The 14,887-nt window shown below is 39.7% G+C and carries 14 protein-coding genes; 9 read left to right on the top strand and 5 right to left on the bottom strand.

The genetic code is table 11. The annotated features are described in order from the left end of the window. Positions 1–102 precede the first annotated feature (102 nt). The 3 genes from D6774_01555 to D6774_01545 are packed head-to-tail and all read left to right on the top strand — an operon-like array spanning position 103 to position 6,292. Entirely contained in the window at positions 103–1,308 is a 1,206-nt protein-coding gene (locus D6774_01555; GenBank protein RME78324.1) for an ORC1-type DNA replication protein, read from the top strand. Next, positions 1,305–2,789: a DNA-directed DNA polymerase II small subunit gene (locus tag D6774_01550; GenBank protein RME78323.1), complete on the top strand. Its 1,485-nt coding sequence runs from the start codon at positions 1,305–1,307 to the stop codon at positions 2,787–2,789. Before D6774_01555 ends, D6774_01550 begins: the two co-directional genes overlap by 4 nt. Then, entirely contained in the window at positions 2,786–6,292 is a 3,507-nt protein-coding gene (locus tag D6774_01545) for a DNA polymerase II large subunit (protein RME78322.1), read from the top strand. Before D6774_01550 ends, D6774_01545 begins: the two co-directional genes overlap by 4 nt. 43 nt (positions 6,293–6,335) lie before the next feature. On the opposite strand, the gene D6774_01540 is transcribed toward D6774_01545, so the two are convergent. Beyond that, positions 6,336–6,740, bottom strand: a complete 405-nt coding sequence (locus tag D6774_01540; GenBank protein ID RME78321.1) for a translation initiation factor IF-2 subunit beta — start codon at positions 6,738–6,740, stop codon at positions 6,336–6,338. Between the two features lie 72 nt (positions 6,741–6,812). Here D6774_01540 and D6774_01535 point away from each other — a divergent pair, with 72 nt between their 5' ends. Next, on the top strand, positions 6,813–7,637 hold the full coding sequence (locus tag D6774_01535) for a hypothetical protein (GenBank protein RME78320.1): 825 nt from the start codon (positions 6,813–6,815) through the stop codon (positions 7,635–7,637). Here D6774_01535 and D6774_01530 read toward each other — a convergent pair. The 3 genes from D6774_01530 to D6774_01520 form a co-directional block, all read right to left on the bottom strand. Beyond that, on the bottom strand, positions 7,629–8,291 hold the full coding sequence (locus D6774_01530; GenBank protein ID RME78319.1) for a hypothetical protein: 663 nt from the start codon (positions 8,289–8,291) through the stop codon (positions 7,629–7,631). The two genes, D6774_01535 and D6774_01530, sit on opposite strands and share 9 nt — an antisense overlap. 141 nt (positions 8,292–8,432) lie before the next feature. Then, positions 8,433–10,448, bottom strand: coding sequence for an AAA family ATPase (locus D6774_01525; GenBank protein ID RME78318.1), 2,016 nt, complete (start codon positions 10,446–10,448; stop codon positions 8,433–8,435). A 49-nt stretch (positions 10,449–10,497) separates the two neighbouring features. Beyond that, a complete protein-coding gene (locus D6774_01520; protein ID RME78317.1) occupies positions 10,498–11,055 on the bottom strand; it encodes a TATA-box-binding protein in 558 nt (185 codons plus the stop codon). A gap of 238 nt (positions 11,056–11,293) precedes the next feature. Here D6774_01520 and D6774_01515 point away from each other — a divergent pair, with 238 nt between their 5' ends. From D6774_01515 to D6774_01500, 4 genes are all read left to right on the top strand, one after another. Beyond that, positions 11,294–11,623: a DUF192 domain-containing protein gene (locus D6774_01515; GenBank protein RME78316.1), complete on the top strand. Its 330-nt coding sequence runs from the start codon at positions 11,294–11,296 to the stop codon at positions 11,621–11,623. 198 nt (positions 11,624–11,821) lie between these two features. Continuing rightward, positions 11,822–12,613 (top strand): TrmB family transcriptional regulator, encoded by a 792-nt coding sequence (locus tag D6774_01510; protein ID RME78315.1) that lies wholly within the window; start codon positions 11,822–11,824, stop codon positions 12,611–12,613. Positions 12,614–12,742: 129 nt separating this feature from the next. Next, positions 12,743–12,937 carry a hypothetical protein gene (locus D6774_01505; GenBank protein RME78314.1) on the top strand — a complete coding sequence of 65 codons (195 nt, stop codon included), beginning with the start codon at positions 12,743–12,745 and terminating at the stop codon, positions 12,935–12,937. Beyond that, entirely contained in the window at positions 12,934–13,824 is an 891-nt protein-coding gene (locus D6774_01500; protein ID RME78313.1) for a hypothetical protein, read from the top strand. Before D6774_01505 ends, D6774_01500 begins: the two co-directional genes overlap by 4 nt. Positions 13,825–13,845: 21 nt before the next feature. Here D6774_01500 and D6774_01495 read toward each other — a convergent pair whose 3' ends face one another. Further along, complete coding sequence (locus tag D6774_01495) at positions 13,846–14,370, bottom strand: transcription factor (protein RME78312.1); 525 nt, start codon at positions 14,368–14,370, stop codon at positions 13,846–13,848. Between the two features lie 101 nt (positions 14,371–14,471). On the opposite strand from D6774_01495, the gene D6774_01490 reads away from it, so the two are divergent. Then, positions 14,472–14,768, top strand: a complete 297-nt coding sequence (locus D6774_01490; protein RME78311.1) for a 50S ribosomal protein L34e — start codon at positions 14,472–14,474, stop codon at positions 14,766–14,768. Positions 14,769–14,887 lie beyond the last annotated feature (119 nt).

The raw sequence follows: 14,887 nt of genomic DNA, 5'->3' as shown, positions 1-14,887 counted from the left end.
TTTTTTAAGAAAAAAACAGTTTTAAGGCGTGAAATCACAGAATTTACCACTTTCACAAAACAAAACATACTTTTAAAAACCACCATTTCAAATGGAACTTCTATGATCAAAGAGGACATTGACAACTACTTCCAAGAATTTCTTGAACAAGAACCCTTATTCATTGATAAAGCACCGCTACAATCCCAATTCACACCTGAAGAAATCCCTCACCGCGAAGAACAAATCAAACAAATCGCAACTATTCTCGCACCACTTCTAAGAGTTGAGCGACCCTCAAACATTTTCATGTACGGGAAAACAGGAACAGGAAAAACACTCTCTATTAAACACACAACAAATAAAATTCAACGCGTAGCACAAGAAAAACACATACCCCTCAAAGTCATTTACCTCAACTGCAAACTCAAACGCGTAGCAGACACAGAATACAGACTCATAGCAGAACTTGCAAGGGAGTGCGGGAAAGAAATACCACCAACAGGTCTTCCCACTGATGAAGTCTACAAGATATTCTACTCAGCAATAGATGATAAAAAACAAGCAATTCTCCTTGTGCTTGATGAAATAGATCAACTCATACAAAAAGCAGGAGATGAACTCCTCTACAACCTCACCCGTATTAACTCAGAATTAAACAACGCTCAAATAAGCATTGTAGGAATATCTAACAACTTACTCTTCACTGAAAACATTGATCCACGCGTAAAATCATCACTCTCAGAAGAAGAAATACTCTTCCCACCCTACAACGCTCTTCAAATACAAAATATTCTCAAAAGCAGATGCTCACTTGCTTTCAAAGAAGGAGTAGTAGGGCCAGGTGTTATTGCAAAATGCGCTGCATACGCTGCAAGAGAACACGGTGATGCACGCAGAGCTCTTGATCTTATGCGCGTTGCAGGTGAGCTTGCTGAAAGAGAACAAGCAAAACAAATACTTGTAGATCACATAGATAAAGCAGAAGAGAAAATAGAAAAAGATCGCGTTCTTGACATCGTACAATCACAACCAAAACAATTCCAAGCAACACTCTTTGCAATTCTCTCACTTACAAAACAATCAAAAAAAGTAGCAACAGGAGATATTTACTCATTATACATGGATCTTTGCGCAAAAATAGGTTTAAGACCTCTTACTCAAAGAAGAATTTCAGATATCATAGCAGAGCTTGATATGCTCGGAATAATCAACGCGAAAATAATAAGTAAAGGAAGGTATGGACGAACAAGAGAAATTTCTGTTGCAATAACACCTTCCTCTGAGAACAACATCTTAAACATACTCAAAAAAGAACTTGATCTATGAGCGACGAGAAGAAAAAAGAGGTTATTAAACATTTCTTACAAGAAGGCATACTTATCAACCCAGCAATACTTGAGAAAATAAACAACATACCTGAGTTTGACACGTTCTACTCCAACTTCCAAAAACTCATCCATGAAGGAGTAAGAATTACTAACGATACTGTTCTAAGTGTTATTGATGAAATTACGCCAACTCCTCAATGGAATCCAGACCCTCAAGTTAAAGATGCAAAAGTACAAGTAAAATGGTCTTACAAAGCAGATTCAAGTAAATGGTCCATGCAGGACTTCATCAATTATTTTTCAAATCGCTACCACAAACTCAAAAAAATTCTTATGAAGAGAAAAGAACTCTCTTCACCATCATCCATAGGACAAATACGTTTTAAGGGTGATAGAGAAGAAGTAGCTGCAATTGGGCTTATTATTGACAAACAACTAACAAAAAATGGAAATCTCATTTTTACCTTAGAAGACCCAACAGGAACAATTAAAGTTCTCATCTCAAAGAATAATTCACAACTTTTTGCGATTGCTAAAGATTCACAACTAGATGAATGCGTGGGTGTCACAGGTCAAGTTGGCGATAAAATCATTTTTGCAAACAATTTTTTTCTCCCCGACATTCCTATTTACAAAGAATTAGTAAAAACACCAGATCCTGCACACGCAATTTTCATCTCTGATGTTCACGTTGGATCAAACATGTTTTTACATGATGCGTGGAATAAATTCATCAGATGGCTCAGAGCAGAAACAGGATCAGAAGCGCAAAGAAACGTGGTGAAAAAAATTCGCTACCTTATCTTCGCTGGAGATCTCGTTGAAGGAGTTGGTATTTACCCCAACCAAGAAAATGATCTCGAAATTAAAGATATTTACAAACAATACGAAAAAATTGCGCAGTACTTAGCAATGATTCCTGATTACATAACAATAATTATTTGCCCGGGAAATCACGATGCAATGCGCATAGCAGAGCCTCAACCAGAACTCTACGAAGACTATGCAAAACCTGTTCTTGACCTTCCTAATGTGGTAAGTGTTTCAAACCCTGGAATGGTGAACATACACGCACATGACGGTCACCCAGGACTTGACATTCTCTTATATCATGGATACTCCTACGTATTTCTAGCCGATCAAGTTGAAACAATTCGTAATCTTGGAGGACAAGAGCGCATCGATCTTGTTATGAAATACTGCTTACAACGAAGACACCTTGCACCCACTCATAATTCAACACAATATTTACCAACAAGAGAAGATCACCTTGTAATTGATACCATTCCTGATATTTTTGTCTCTGGTCACATTCACAGAGTAGGAAGTGTGAATTATAGGAATATTAGCATGGTTCAAGCAGGTTGCTGGCTTGAAACAACAGAATTCCAAGAAAAATTAGGGCTAAAACCACAACCAGGAAGAGTCCCTCTTATGAATTTACAAACAAGACAAGTAAAAGTACTCAAATTCCTATGAACTCCTCACCTAAACTACAAGCATATTTTGACTCCTTGCAAAAATACTCAGCAAAAGCTCTTGAAATAGCATCAAAAGCAAGAGAGCAAGGTTTTGACCCGGATGATCAGGTAGAAATTCAAATTGCAAAAAACATGGCTGAACGAGTAGTAGGCCTTATCTCAGTCATAGCACCTCAAATTAGAGGAAGTGGTGCTGATAAGAGAATCGTCGAGCTTGAAAAACAATACGGAGTTCTTGACTGGCGTGTTGCTTTGCAAATAGCTCTAGAAGTTGCTCAGGAAAAATTCTGCAAGTTCAAAGACAAGAAAGAAGCGATGGAAGTTGGTATTCGTATGGGTTTTGCCTATGGAACCGTCGGAGTTGTATCATCACCCCTTGAAGGATTTGTTGACCTTGACATTAAACCAAGGCGTGATGGTGAGGGAGAATACTTTTGTATTAATTATGCAGGCCCTGTAAGAAACGCAGGGGGAACTGCTGCTGCATGGTCTGTGATTATTGCAGATTATGTAAGGAAAAACATGGGTTATGCACAATACGACCCCACTGAAGATGAAATTAAACGCTGCGCAACAGAAATAGCTGATTATCATGAACGTGTAACAAATCTTCAATACTTCCCATCAAAAGAAGAAACTGACTTTTTGATGAGACATATACCTGTTGAGATAGGAGGAGATGCCTCTGAGGATATAGAAGTATCTAACTACAAAGATCTTCCTCGCATTGCAACAAATAAAATAAGATCTGGTTATTGTCTTATTCACTCTTCTTGCATACCTCTCAAAGCACCTAAGCTGTGGAAGGAACTCTCTAAATGGGGTGCAGATTTTGGTTTAGAACACTGGAATTTCCTAGAAGAATTTCTCGCCGTACAAAAAAAAGCAAAGGCAGCAGGAGCAAAAAAGGATGATGGAAAAGAAAAACCAAAAATCACACCTGACTTTACTTTCGTAAAAGATCTCGTGGCAGGAAGACCTATTATCGGGATGCCTCTTGCATCAGGAGCGTTTCGTCTTAGGTATGGAAGGTCAAGAACATCAGGGTATTCAGCTCAATGCATTCATCCAGCATCTATGTTCATCATGGATGATTTTATTGCAATAGGAACTCAACTCAAAGTAGAACGGCCTGGAAAAGGTGCTGCATTTACTCCGTGTGACACTATTGAAGGTCCTATTGTTCGCCTCAAAAATGGAAGAGTTCTTCGTCTTGATACCATAAAACAAGCAAAAGAGTATAATAAAGAAGTTGAAGAAATTCTCTACTTAGGAGATGTTCTCATCAATTATGGTGATTTTCTTAACCGCGCACACGTACTTGCTCCTGCAGGGTATTGTGAAGAATGGTGGAGTCAAGAAGTTGAAAAAGCAATAGTTGAAATGTTCGGAGAGCTTAATTATGAAAAAGCAGCAGAACTGTGTTCAATTGATGCTCAAGTGTTCGAGAGTTTTATCAGAAATCCTTTAAGGTCAAAACCAAGTGTATCACAGGCCTTGCGTATTGCTAAATTCCTCTCAACACCTCTGCACCCGACATATACGTTTTTTTTCAAAGAAATTTCAGCAGAGCAGATGCGTCAGTTACAACATTGGCTTGCACTTGGAAAACATTTCAAAGAAGACGGTGTTCTTAAAAAAATAGTGTGTCCTCTCGGACCCGAAAAAAGAATAGCTGAAATTGCAGGAATTCCTCATCTTAAAGTTGAGCAACAAGTAGTATTTGAAGAAAAAGAAGCAACGATTCTCTCGCAAGTTCTTCTTGGAAGGCAACTCACACAAGAAGGAAAAACAGGGCTAGATCTGCTCCAAGGAGGACCAGTAATTATTCGTGATAAATCAGGAACCTTCATCGGCGCTCGTATGGGTCGTCCCGAAAAAGCAAAGATGCGAAAACTCACAGGTTCTCCTCACGGCTTGTTTCCCATAGGTGAGGAAGGAGGAAGACTCAGATCATTCCAAGCTGCACTTGAAGCAGGAAAGGTAAGAGCTGAATTTTCTTTATTCAAAGATCCTCAAACAGGAAGGGAAACCATTTATCGCAGAGATGAAGTTACCGGAAATAAAACCATTCCACTCTACTATGACGTACAAACAGGAAAAATAACGACGAAAAAAGATGATAAAAAGCAACAACAAACCTATATGAAAAAAGATATTGATATCCGACATTACTTTAACAAAGCACTTGAACAATTAGGAATGAACACGTATCCTGATCTTATTAAAGGCATACGTGGAACAAGTAATAGGGAACACATTCCAGAACACTTAACAAAAGCAATTCTTAGAGCAAAACACGAAATCTACGTTAACAAGGATGGAACAATAAGATGTGATGCTTCTGAGCTTCCTTGCACTCATTTTAAACCCAAGGAAATAGGAACATCTGTGGAAAAACTCAAGGAATTAGGTTACACGCATGACATTAAAGGAAAACCGCTTGAAAACGATGATCAAATCCTTGAAATATTCCCTCAGGATTGCATTCTTCCTTGCTGTCCGACTAATCCAGAAGAGCCAACAGATAAAGTATTCATAAGAGTGTGTCAGTTTATTGATGAACTTCTTGAAAAAGTCTATGGTTTAGAGCCTTTTTATAATGTAAAGGGACGCGAGGACTTGGTTGGTCACTTAATGATAGCATTAGCGCCACACACATCAGCAGGAATGGTGTGCAGGATCATAGGTTTTACAAAATCTCAAGGTTTCTTCGCACATCCCTACCTTCACGCAGCTGAGAGAAGAGACACTGATGGCGATGAATTAGGTTTTTTCATGTTACTTGATGGTTTTCTTAATTTTTCAAAGAAATTCTTACCAGGATCTCGAGGAGGAACAATGGATGCACCATTAGTTCTCACCACTATTCTTACACCTGCAGAAGTTGATGACATGGCTTTTGATGTTGATATTGTATGGCGCTACCCTCTTGAATTGTATGAGGCAGCTCTTGAATACAAAATGCCTTGGGAAGTAGATATCAAGACGATAAAATCAACGATTAATACACCCGACCAGTTTGAAAACATGGGATTTACTCATGATACAAGAGATTTTAATGAGGGTGTTCTTTGCTCGGCGTATAAAACACTTCCTTCAATGGAAGAGAAGCTTAAAGGTCAGATGGATCTTGCACAGAAAATAAGAGCAGTAGACACCACTGTTGTCGCAAAAACAGTAATTGAAAAACATTTTTTAAGGGATATTAAAGGGAATCTTAGAAAGTTTTCGTCACAAGTATTTCGTTGTGTGCATTGCAATGAGAAATACCGCAGACCCCCTCTACGAGCAAAATGTGAGAGGTGCGGAGGCAAAATTATTTTTACCATTTCAGAAGGCTCTGTTGTGAAATACCTTGAGCCTAGTCTTTCACTTGCACAAGCGTATGAAGTGGACACCTATCTTAAACAAACTCTTGACCTTCTCAAACGACAAGTTGAAGGTGTGTTTGGAAGGGATAAAGAAAAACAATTAGGGCTTGGAGCGTGGTTTGGATAAACGAGGGTTGTTTCCTTGATTAGTGTGTACCTTGGCTGGGTCTTTACAAAGTTTTCACGTGGTGTTGAGCCCCACAAGCACTACATTTGAGATAACTTATTGAGCCTTCTTTGACAATTGTTGTATCAGGTTTTCCGCATTTGCGACAAAGAACGAACTCCGTTGCATACTTTCTTATTTTTTCATTAATACGCGAAGCTGCAAGCTTTGTTCCTATGACGAGCTGGTTTCCTTTCATATCGCCAGGAGCTCCAAGTTCTCGAAGAATAAATTTGAGAACATGCGCAGGCGGTCTGCTAAGCGTATCACAGATTTGCGGGAAGTTTGAAATAATGGTTTTATTCCCTTGTAAGTGTCCTTTTACTTTGGGAATTTCAAAACGCTCAGCTTCCGTTACGCTTTCAGGAAGTTCTTTTCTTGCCTTTTCGAGCAGTGCTTCGTAATCCATATGTAGTAGAACCATCTGACTTTTATTTAAAACTATGGAAATATTTAAAAACACTCTTTATAAATAAGGGGTATGGTTCTTGAAAGTATCATCACACCTCTTTCTGCGAAAAAACATCCTTGGGAGTTATTCTTTTACGGTGCGATCATTTCAAGTGTTGCAGTTTTTCTTGCACTGTGGATTTTTCCTGAACGCGCAGATCTTGTGATGGTGTTTTTTACGGTTTTTGCTTGTGTTCCTCTTATGTTTCATGCTATTCGTGCTGAAGAAAAAAAGGATCTTCTCATTGAAGATGAATTACCTTTACTCAAGGAACACTCAAGGGTTATCGCGTTTTTCTTATTCCTTTTCGTTGGTATCACTATCTCTCTTACTCTGTGGTATATTTTTCTTCCAGAACCAATGAGTGCAAATCTTTTTCATCAGCAACTCTCAACCATTGCAAGAATTAATGGTGCTGCGACAGGGTCAAGTGTTGGATTGAACCATTTTAGTGCCATTCTCAGTAATAACATCAAGGTGCTTACTTTTTGTATCATCTTTGCCTTTTTTTATGGTGCAGGTGCTATTTTCATTTTGACATGGAATGCTTCTGTGCTTGCAGTTGCAATTGGGAGTTTTGCAAAACAGGCAATACAAAGCAATGCGACATCAACCCTTCCTGCAATTTCTATGGGCATTACAAGATATTTTATTCATGGACTTCCTGAAATGGTTGCGTATATGATTGCAGGTCTTGCTGGGGGAATCATCTCCGTTGCTGTTATTAATCATCATTTTAGAACACAGGAATTTGATAAGATCATGCGTGATGCAAGTTATCTTATCCTTATTTCGCTAGGTGTTTTGGTGGTTGCTGGCGTAGTTGAAGCGTGGATTACTCCTGCTCTATTCTAGAACTTTGTACATGCCAGGTCTAATCTCAAAAATCTCCCCTGCTTCAAGAAGTTTTTGTATCATTGCATCATCACAAACAGTGGTAAGATCTTCATATGCAATGCCTGAACCGTCATCTAATGCTTTCATTGCTGTGAGAAGTGCTTCAAGGGGGTTTTGTGCGGGCTCGTCTACAATTTCTTCTACGTCTTCAACGTTTTCTTCTTCTAAGCTTTTCTCTGCGGTTTCTTGTACAGGGATTTTACTTTCTTCGGGTGCACCCTCTTGATCGAATTCACTGTGTGTTTCTGAATAGGTGATACGTTCTAATTCTTTTTGTCTTACTTTGAGCCAAGCAGAATCTACTTGAACATATCCTTCTGGAATGATGTATCGTTGTGTTTGAAATTCTCTTGGACGCCCAACAAGAGAAATAACACTTCCTATCGGGGGAGGCGTTCGCTCTTCAAAAACTCTTACACTCATGCTGCTAGTCCCATCATCTATGACAAATCCTGCATCTGAATGGGCGGTAACAACAGCTATGATTTGAACACGAGAAATAAGAGTGGAGCCTATGCGTATGCCATTAGGTGATGCTCCTTGTGCTTGTTCAAAGCGACCTTTTTCAAGATCTTTGAGTGTTATTTTGTATGCGATTTGCCTAGGTTCCATTGTAATGTTGTTATGTAATAGATGTGTTAAGAGTAAGGATAAAGACATTTAAGAGTTGTTATGTTGTCACCTGTTGAGGGCAGGAGCAAATCGAAATCGGTTTATTCCAGGTAGGTATCTTAAGCGGTGCGATGAGGGGAGTTAGATTTTTTGTATAAATCCTCTTTTTGGCTCGAAAATATCTCCTGAGCGTTTGAGTTTTTCAATTAATTCATCAACTTTATCAGCGTCAATGTTACGTTCTTGTGCGAGTGCGACGAGATCATCAACAGGGATCTGTTTTCCTACTTTTCCTTCTAGTTCTGTGATGAGCTCTTTGATGGTAATGATTTGATTTCTTGAGCTTGAACTAATTCCTGTTGCAATAACGTCTACGTCAATCTCACCGGTATCAGGATCAACACCGATTTGTCGCATGCAGTAGTCAAGAAGGCGTATTGCTCTATGCGCGTCTTGTTTTTCAACTTCTTGCGAGAGTCTTGTCTTCGCAGAGGCTTCTGAGAGCCTTACAAGTGCTTCAAGTTGGCGTGCGGTGATGGGGATTGATCTGTGAGCACTTTCTTCTCCCTTGTTACGCATGGAGACGTAGTAGTTTTGTAATTCAGTTATGGCTTCTTCGCTAAGGCGAGGCTTACATCTGCTTCTTGCATAGGCGATGAATTTTCGTAAAAGTTCTGTTTCAATGGGTGGTTTGGTTGTTTCACTGGTTTGATGAACCCTTAGTAAGAATCCTGCAAGTTTTGCATCGTTTTCCTTGTTTGGAAGGTCACGTACGGGAAAGATAAGATCAAATCGTGAGATAAGTGCGGGGGGCATGTCAATTTGTTTTGCAACTATTTCATAAGGGTCAAATCGCCCCCACTTTGGGTTTGCTGCTGCAAGAACGGTGGTTTCACAACGAAGTGTTGCTTGAATGCTTGCTTTTGCAATGGTGACGGTTTGTTGTTCAAGTGCTTCGTGCATTGCTGATTGGTCTTCTTTGCTCATCTTGTCCATCTCGTCAATCATTGCAAACCCTTTGTTTGCAAGGACAAGTGCTCCTGCTTCAAGCGCCCATCCTTTAAGGAAGTCATCTTTAACAACTGAAGCGGTAAGACCTGCAGCTGAGGCTCCTTTTCCTGAGACGTATCTTGATTTTGGAGCTACTATTTGTGCTCGTTTGATGAGTTGAGATTTTCCTGCTCCCGGATCTCCTACAAGGAGTACGTGCATATCTCCTCTGTTTATTCCACCATCATCTCTTACTTTTTTCACCCCTCCCATGAGTTGAAGGATGATTGCTTCCTTGATTTCTTCATGACCGTAAATTCCCGGAGCAATGCTTTTAACAAGAAGTTCAACAATATTTTCTTTTGAAGCAAGTTCTTCAATTTTTTCTTTTTCTTCATCTGTGATTTCAATTTCATCAAAGTCTTCTTCAATACTTTCAACATGATTAACTTCTATTGCAAGATCGTAGCGGGTGAGTTGTCCGCCGTCTCTTGCGGGAATAGGGATTTCAATAACTACTCCGGTTACTCTTATTTTCGATCCTGGGTTTGTTTTTTTGTCTGAGAGTGGGGCTACGAGATCGTATTTCATAAAGAAGTCAAGGCGTTTTGGTTGTGATCCTCCTTCGAGTGATTCAGGTGATTCTTCAAGAACTATTTTTTGAGCATCAGCAAGTTCTTTTCCTATGAGTTTGAATTTTCCTTTTCGACCGCAGCCACAACGTGAGGGTTCTTTGAATTTTTGGTCGTTTTGAATGATGGTAAGAATGTTTCCACAACTAGGACATTCAAAGCGTGCACTGGTTACTTGTGGTCGTACATCTGATTTTTGACGGACTATTCCTTCAACACAAACCATACGACCTATGTGTTCTGCTCTGATGTTTCGTATGGCAATGGTTTGAGAGGGGGGAAGGTTGTAGAATCGCAGACTAAATCGTTTGATTTTTTTCTGGTGTGGAAAGTTTTTAATGGCAAGCTCTCCTGCTTTGAGAACTTCTTCAGGTGTTTCAAGGAGCAACTCTGCAAGTTCAGGTGAGTGGCGTGATAAGAGGGAGAAATCTACGTTAAGGAAGTGTTTTCCTTGACGAATATTTTCAAGAACTGCTGTGTAGTAATATGATTCGAGAAAATCTGCAAATTCCTGTATTTGTTGTGATGCGTCCATAGCTACCGCTACTTTTCTTTTTGAAGTTTAAAACATATATGGAAAAAATTTACTTGACTTTCTTGAGGTTTTCTATAAGAACACCCACGGATTCGTGGACCTGTTCTTCACTTTTGGTTCCTGTACAAACTATTTTTCCGTTTGAGAAGAGCAGGAAGGTTGCACTGTAGCTTTTCTTTCCTTCAGGTTCAATGTTTACTTTGTAGACAAGTCCGGGGAATTGTTCAGGTTCGTATTCTGTGTTTTGTAATTTCATGGCAAGGGTGTTAAGGTTAAGATCCATACCTATAGACCCGCTTGCAACCATGTTTTGAATAGTGAAATCTGGTTCTTCTTCAATGATGATATTGATTTTTTCAAGACTTTTGATGATTTCTCGAATTGATTGGCGTACTTCTTCAAGGTTTTTCGCACCGGTGCAAACTATTTTTCCTGAGTTAAAAATAAGTGCTGATGTTTTTGGTTCTTTAATGCGAAAAACAAGTCCGGGGAATTGTTCTGGGTTATACTCTGTGTTGGAGAGTGTTGCTGCCATTTTTTCTAATGGCACATCTTTTCCTAATGCCGATGAGACGACAATGTTTACAATGGTAATATCTTTTGTCATGGGATGGTCCCTCGTTTAAATACAATAAGCCCCTTTCATTTATAAATACTTTTGTTTTTAAATATCAAGCACTCAATATGGTTGTTTGAAGAGGAAAACCCCCTTGATTTCCACTGGAAAATCGTGTTTTCTGGCTCTTTTTCGCATCTACGTGGGGTGGTTGGTGGTGTAATGTTTTGAGGTGGTTGTTGAGAAAACTCCTCTTGCTTTATAAATAAAGGCTCTTTGAGAAGAGAATATGGTCTGTGATCTACGTAAGTGGTTTGATGTACGCATTCTTCACTCGGCACTTTCTCAATCAAAGGGATTTATGTTTGAACGACCTGCAAAAAAGGCGTTGGTTTTTGTTTTTAAAAAACCAAAACGAGTGGTATTTCACATGTGGTTTGTATTTGGGCCGATCGATCTGATCGAACTTGATGCTACAAAGAGAGTTCTTTTTGTGAAGGAACAATTCCGCCCTTGGCAGGTGTATTGCTTGCGTTTTGCATCAACCTACGTAGTAGAAGTACCTGCAGGTTCTGCAAGGAAGTTGGGGATTGCAAAAGGAAAGACTTTGAAGTGGTAGATGGAGGGAGTAGAGAGGAGTTTTGGGGGGGGTAGAGCGCTACTTGGTAACTTGTGCAATAGCATTTTCAATAGCATTTCCAACTCAATGAGAGATTTGACTACTCAGGAATAATAAAAAACCTAAAGGTTTATATATAAACCAACTACACAAATCGGTAGATACCGCTGACAACTCTTACGAAGAGGAACTATAACCATGATTGTCGATAAAGAATTTTTGAACAAGCTCAAAGACTTCGGACTCAACGCATACGAGTCAAAACTCTGGACAGCGCTTCTCTCAAGAGGTGTATCAACAGCGGGTGAACTCTCAGACATTGCAAACGTACCACGATCACGCTCATACGACGTTCTTGAATCCTTGGAGAAAAAAGGTTTTATTGTAATGAAGTTGGGAAAACCCATCAACTACGTTGCAGTTCCACCGCATGAAGTTCTCGAACGCGTCAAAAAGAAAATTGTTGAAAATGCTCAAAGAGAGCAGAAAATGATAGAAGAACTCAAGCGCTCAGAAGTACTCGAAGAACTCTCCGCTCTTCACTCACAAGGAATTGAAATGGTTGATCCCACCGAAATTTCCGGTGCAATCAAAGGACGATCAAATCTGTACTCACACATTGAACATATGATAAAAAACGCGGAGAAAAGCATCACGATCATGACCACAGAAGAAGGATTCTTAAGAAAAGCAGAGTCCTTCAAACACCTTCTCAAGCGAGCAAAAGAAAAAGGTGTTGATATTAAAATCGCAGCACCTGTTACCAAAAAAACGCAGCAACTAGCAGAGGAGCTCAAAGATATTGCGCAAATCAGACACATAAAGGATATCAAAGGAAGATTTGTACTTGTTGACAAGAAGCAAATAACATTCATGCTTGTTGACGATGCTCAAGTGCACCCCTCATATGATTCAGGTGTTTGGCTTAATACACCATTCTTCGCAGAAGCACTCTCAGAATTCTTCCACAGGGAGTGGGCAAGACAGTAGTAAAATCATAGGACGCACAACAAACCTATTTTAGAGGTGGTTTAGCAAACAGCTGATAACTGATAACCAACACGCAAAACCTTTAAATACCACTAATCCCCCTTTTATACGAAAAAGGAGGAAATCACTATGGTTCTGCCACTTGAATCAGTAACACTTGCAATCATCGTCGGGACGCTTGCAGCAATCGTTTACAGTCTACGTATTCTTGTTCTTCTTGAGAGAAGAATTGCTAACATGGATCAAAATCTTCTTCGCATTGCAAGACGCATTGGAAGAGAAGAGGTTCAAATTGAAAATCTACTCAAGAAGAAAAATAAATGAGCTTCAAGCAGACACTTTACGACATTAAGTCGCTTAAAGTGCAAGGTGCATCAAATGTTGCCCTTGCAGCTGTTCAATCATTACGTTTTCTTAAACCGTCAAAACAGTACGCCCAGGAGTTGCTCCGCGCACGCGATCAACTTCTCAAAACAAGAGTAACAGAACCCCTCATGCACAACGCGCTTAACTACGTTCTAACTCTAAATTTTGATCAAGAACCTGAAGAAATAAAACAACAACTTCACAAGCGCATTGAGTTCATAGAACAGTTTATTGAAGATTCCAAAAAAACTATTGTTGAATTTGGTGTACAAAAAATTCAAAACGGAATGGTTATTGCAACACATTGCCATTCTTCAACTGTGGTGGACATACTCATCGCAGCAAAAAAACAAGGAAAAACGTTCAAAGTTCTCAACACGGAAACGCGTCCTCGTTTCCAAGGAAGAGTTACTGCCCGAGAATTAGTGAAGGCAGGTATTGATGTTGAACACCACGTTGATGCAGCAATAGGAGTTATGCTCAGAAAGTCAGACATGTTTCTTATGGGAGCAGATGCTATCTCAACAGAAGGAAGCGTGTATAATAAAATAGGATCTGGAGCTTTTTCATACCTTGCATCATCTTTTGATTGCCCTGTGTATATCTGCACGCATTCATGGAAATTAGATCCACTCACCATTCAAGGAAGTAATATCGTCATAGAGGAACGCGATCCGAAAGAAGTCTGGGAAAAACCACCAAGAAAACTTAAAATTGCCAACCCCGCATTTGAGCGCATAGATCCGGATCATATACTTGCAATTATTTCAGAACTTGGCATCTATGCACCAGAGCAGTTAGTACCTGAAGTAAAACATCGCTACCCTGATTTGTTCAAATACTAAGAACACATTCAACTAATGCGTTCAGGCACTGATTTGCTTTTCAATCTCGCTAATTTCTTTTTCAATCTCTTTGATCTTTTTAGAATTATCTTCTTGTTGCATAAGCTCTCCACATTCAGGACACTTAAATTCATAGGTAAGAGCGGTATCAAACTCAAGTCTCATGCAAGCATTTTCACAGATGAAAAAAGGATTTCCGCTCTCACGTTCAAGGCGTGCCTTGAGCTTTTCTAATTTCTCTTTCTTGTTTTGTATTACGACATGTTTTAGTTGCTTGGGATTAAGAGTCCAATAGTAGATGTACCACCCCTTTGTTTTATCCTTTCTGCGGGTGAAAGAAACAAGGTTGAGGTGGTAGAGGCGGTAGAGCATATTTCGTACAATATTGACCTCTTCTTTGATCATCTCTGCGAGGCGAAATTCCGAGACATTTTTCTTATTTTTAAGAAGTTTAACAATGGCCACAACGTCAGGACCTGCAACGTCAGCAATGGTTTCTTCGATGAGTTTGTTAGAAAGTTTCATGGGCGTTAGCACCAAGCCCATTTATATAATTTATAAATATTCCGCCCGGAACCTCCTTTTATACTCTTTTATGCTCCGCCCAAAAAGATAACTATATAAAGGGGACAAAAAGGAGGGAATGTATGGTAGCACCAAGACTACGCTCAAGAACACTAAGAAGAGTATTCAGAAAGACTCCAGGAGGCAAAACAGTTGTTCTTTACAAGAGAAGAGCTGCTAACAAGCCCCGTTGCGGTCTTACAGGACAAGAACTTCACGGAGTACCAAGAGGGACTCCAAGCAAGATCAAAGCGCTTCCAAAATCAAAGAAAAGACCCCAAAGACCCTTTGGAGGCGTTCTTTCAAGTGAAGCGATGAGACGTGTTCTTATCGAGCGTGCAAGAGCTCTTGACCAGGAAGAGGAGAACCTTGAGCGGTAACGCCCAAGCGGGATCGAACTAGGTCGAAGACGGAGGAAGTAAAAAATGTTTGATATTGGACGTGTATGTGTAAAAATTGCCGGAAGAGATGCCGGAAAGAAATGTGTTGTTATCGATCA

This window comes from Candidatus Woesearchaeota archaeon (assembly GCA_003695435.1).
Classification (GTDB): domain Archaea; phylum Nanobdellota; class Nanobdellia; order Woesearchaeales; family UBA11576; genus J101.
This window is presented reverse-complemented; position numbering and strand designations above follow the sequence as displayed.

Coding starts and splice junctions, on each gene's coding strand:
- D6774_01555 (RME78324.1), top strand. CDS start 103: ATGATCAAAGAGGACATTGACAACTACTTCCAAGAATTTCTTGAACAA.
- D6774_01550 (RME78323.1), top strand. CDS start 1,305: ATGAGCGACGAGAAGAAAAAAGAGGTTATTAAACATTTCTTACAAGAA.
- D6774_01545 (RME78322.1), top strand. CDS start 2,786: ATGAACTCCTCACCTAAACTACAAGCATATTTTGACTCCTTGCAAAAA.
- D6774_01540 (RME78321.1), bottom strand. CDS start 6,740: ATGGATTACGAAGCACTGCTCGAAAAGGCAAGAAAAGAACTTCCTGAA.
- D6774_01535 (RME78320.1), top strand. CDS start 6,813: ATGGTTCTTGAAAGTATCATCACACCTCTTTCTGCGAAAAAACATCCT.
- D6774_01530 (RME78319.1), bottom strand. CDS start 8,291: ATGGAACCTAGGCAAATCGCATACAAAATAACACTCAAAGATCTTGAA.
- D6774_01525 (RME78318.1), bottom strand. CDS start 10,448: ATGGACGCATCACAACAAATACAGGAATTTGCAGATTTTCTCGAATCA.
- D6774_01520 (RME78317.1), bottom strand. CDS start 11,055: ATGACAAAAGATATTACCATTGTAAACATTGTCGTCTCATCGGCATTA.
- D6774_01515 (RME78316.1), top strand. CDS start 11,294: ATGGTCTGTGATCTACGTAAGTGGTTTGATGTACGCATTCTTCACTCG.
- D6774_01510 (RME78315.1), top strand. CDS start 11,822: ATGATTGTCGATAAAGAATTTTTGAACAAGCTCAAAGACTTCGGACTC.
- D6774_01505 (RME78314.1), top strand. CDS start 12,743: ATGGTTCTGCCACTTGAATCAGTAACACTTGCAATCATCGTCGGGACG.
- D6774_01500 (RME78313.1), top strand. CDS start 12,934: ATGAGCTTCAAGCAGACACTTTACGACATTAAGTCGCTTAAAGTGCAA.
- D6774_01495 (RME78312.1), bottom strand. CDS start 14,370: ATGGGCTTGGTGCTAACGCCCATGAAACTTTCTAACAAACTCATCGAA.
- D6774_01490 (RME78311.1), top strand. CDS start 14,472: ATGGTAGCACCAAGACTACGCTCAAGAACACTAAGAAGAGTATTCAGA.